Source organism: Pseudomonas sp. P5_B2, assembly GCF_056400445.1.
Genome location: NZ_JBFULH010000631.1, coordinates 1 through 2,285, shown reverse-complemented (window position 1 = coordinate 2,285; position 2,285 = coordinate 1). Strand labels below are relative to the sequence as shown.

The 2,285-nt window shown below is 59.3% G+C and carries 2 protein-coding genes and 1 pseudogene; 2 read left to right on the top strand and 1 reads right to left on the bottom strand.

Annotation, left to right across the window (positions count from 1 at the left end; all coding sequences use genetic code 11):
- Positions 1 to 71: 71 nt before the first annotated feature.
- Positions 72 to 326 (bottom strand): hypothetical protein, encoded by a 255-nt coding sequence (locus AC1DRJ_RS24955; protein WP_477804510.1) that lies wholly within the window; start codon positions 324 to 326, stop codon positions 72 to 74.
- A gap of 281 nt (positions 327 to 607) precedes the next feature.
- On the opposite strand from AC1DRJ_RS24955, the pseudogene AC1DRJ_RS24950 reads away from it, so the two are divergent.
- A pseudogene (locus AC1DRJ_RS24950) lies at positions 608 to 1,594 on the top strand (cache domain-containing protein); the annotation flags it as partial.
- A 141-nt stretch (positions 1,595 to 1,735) separates the two neighbouring features.
- On the top strand, positions 1,736 to 2,285 hold a 550-nt coding region (locus AC1DRJ_RS24945; RefSeq protein ID WP_477804511.1), incomplete at its 3' end, for a methyl-accepting chemotaxis protein.

The following is a 2,285-nucleotide window of genomic DNA, read 5'->3' as shown; positions in this document are numbered from 1 at the left end:
ATACCAGGCCGGCAAAAAGTACAAGTAATAACCGCTTCATTGTTTTTCTCCCGTGGGCGCAACGCCCCGGTTTACTTCAGGCCTTGGCCAGAAAACATCAATACTTTGTCACCGGCATACTGCACGCTGATAAAGCTGTTTTTGTCGCCCCAGGTGCAGCTAGACATACCCAGCGCGCCCGAGCAATCAGCAGGCTTACCCAGCAACGTTTCGACCTCGGCCTTAGGCATGCCGGTCGATAGCTTCGAGTAGTTTTCCTGATTGACCTTGCCGCACGCGGCCAACAACACGCAGAACGACAGCAAGGCGATAGATCGCAGCGACATGGTGAAACTCCTGGGACGAAGGGGAATGGCATGGCTGCCAAGCAGAACCTTAGAAGAGAAAACCCCCATCTGGTTCCCCGACCACCGAGCTATTTCTCAGGCCGCTCGTCTGCCTTTTTTCGAAAAATCAGTCACTTTCCTGCGCCTTGGAATATTTCGTCAGTTTTTTAATAAGACGCCTCATCTTTGGCGCAGCCCTGTCGACATAGAAGCAGYGTAAAGCCCTCGTCTGTGGCAATTGACGCCCCTCGCTGACAAGCCCCTCCGCGGTAGTGCATTTAATGACCAGAAACATGAAATTCAGCCACAAGATCCTGCTGGCAGCCGCCCTCGTGGTCGCCGTTGCCTTCGCCTGCTTTATCCTGTTCAACGACTACCGCCAGCGCCAGACTCTGCGCAGCAGTACCGAAACCTCGATGCAGGAACTCGGCAGCCTGACCACCAACAACATCCAGACCTGGCTGGAAAGCCGCATCCAGTTGCTGCAATCGTTGTCCCAGCAGATCGCCGTGGACGGCAGCGCACAGGCCAGCCTGAAACGCGCCATCGACCTGCCGGCCTACACCAGCAACTTCCAGTTGAGCTATTTCGGCGGCACTGACGGTGTGATGTTCTCGATCCCCGCCGGCAATCGTGCCGCCGACTACGACCCTCGCGCCCGTGGCTGGTACAAGGCAGCGAACAGCGCGCAACAGACCATCGTCACCGAACCGTACATCGCAGCGTCTTCCGGCAAACTGGTGATCACGGTTGCCACACCCGTGAAGTATCAGGACCAAATGATTGGCGTCGCCGGTGCGGACATCGACCTGTCCAGCGTCAGCGCCATCATCAACTCGCTGAACTTCGGCGGCCACGGTCATGCGTTCATCGTCAGCGCCGACGGCAAGATCCTGATTCACCCCGACAGCAAACTGGTGCTCAAAGGCCTGGCAGACGCCTACCCGAGCAGCGCACCGAAAGTCAGCCCGGGCATGAAAGAAGTCGAGCTCGATGGCAAGACCCAGTTCATCTCCTTCACCCGCGTCAATGGCGTGCCCTCCGCGGACTGGTACGTGGCGCTGGTGCTGGATCAGGACACCGCGTTCTCGATGCTTAGCGAATTCCGCACTTCGGCGATCATCGCCATGGTCATTGCGGTGGTGATCATCATCGCGTTGCTGGGCATGTTGATCAGCGTCCTGATGCAGCCGCTGCTGACCATGGGCCGCGCGATGCATGACATCGCCGAAGGTGAAGGTGACCTGACCAAACGCCTGACCATCCACGGTCAGGACGAATTCGGCGCGCTGGGCACCTCGTTCAACCGTTTTGTAGAGCGCATTCACACCTCGATTCGCGAAGTTGCCTCGGCCACCGGCCAAGTCAACGAAGTGGCGCTGCGCGTCGTGGCCGCGTCGAACTCGTCGATGTTCAACTCCGACCAGCAAGCCTCGCGCACCAGCAGCGTTGCCGCAGCGATCAACGAACTGGGTGCCGCCGCCCAGGAAATCGCCCAGAACGCCGCCCTCGCCTCTCAGCACTCCAGCGATGCTCGCTCCCTGGCGGAAGACGGCCAGCAAGTTGTAGATAAAACTATCGCGGCGATGCAGCAGCTGTCGGCGAAGATCAGCGACTCGTGCGGCAACATCGAAACGCTCAACAGCAACACCGTCAACATTGGGCAGATTCTGGAGGTGATCACCAGCATCTCCCAACAGACCAACTTGCTGGCGCTGAACGCGGCCATTGAAGCGGCTCGTGCCGGTGAAGCCGGTCGCGGTTTTGCCGTGGTAGCGGATGAGGTGCGCAACCTCGCCCACCGCACTCAGGATTCGGCGCAGCAAGTGCAGAAGATGATCGAGGAACTGCAAGTCGGCGCCCGCGAAGCGGTGAGCATCATGACCGACAGCCGGCGCCAGAGCGAAAGCAGCGTCGGCATCGCCAACCAGGCCGGCGAACGCCTGGACAGCGTGACGC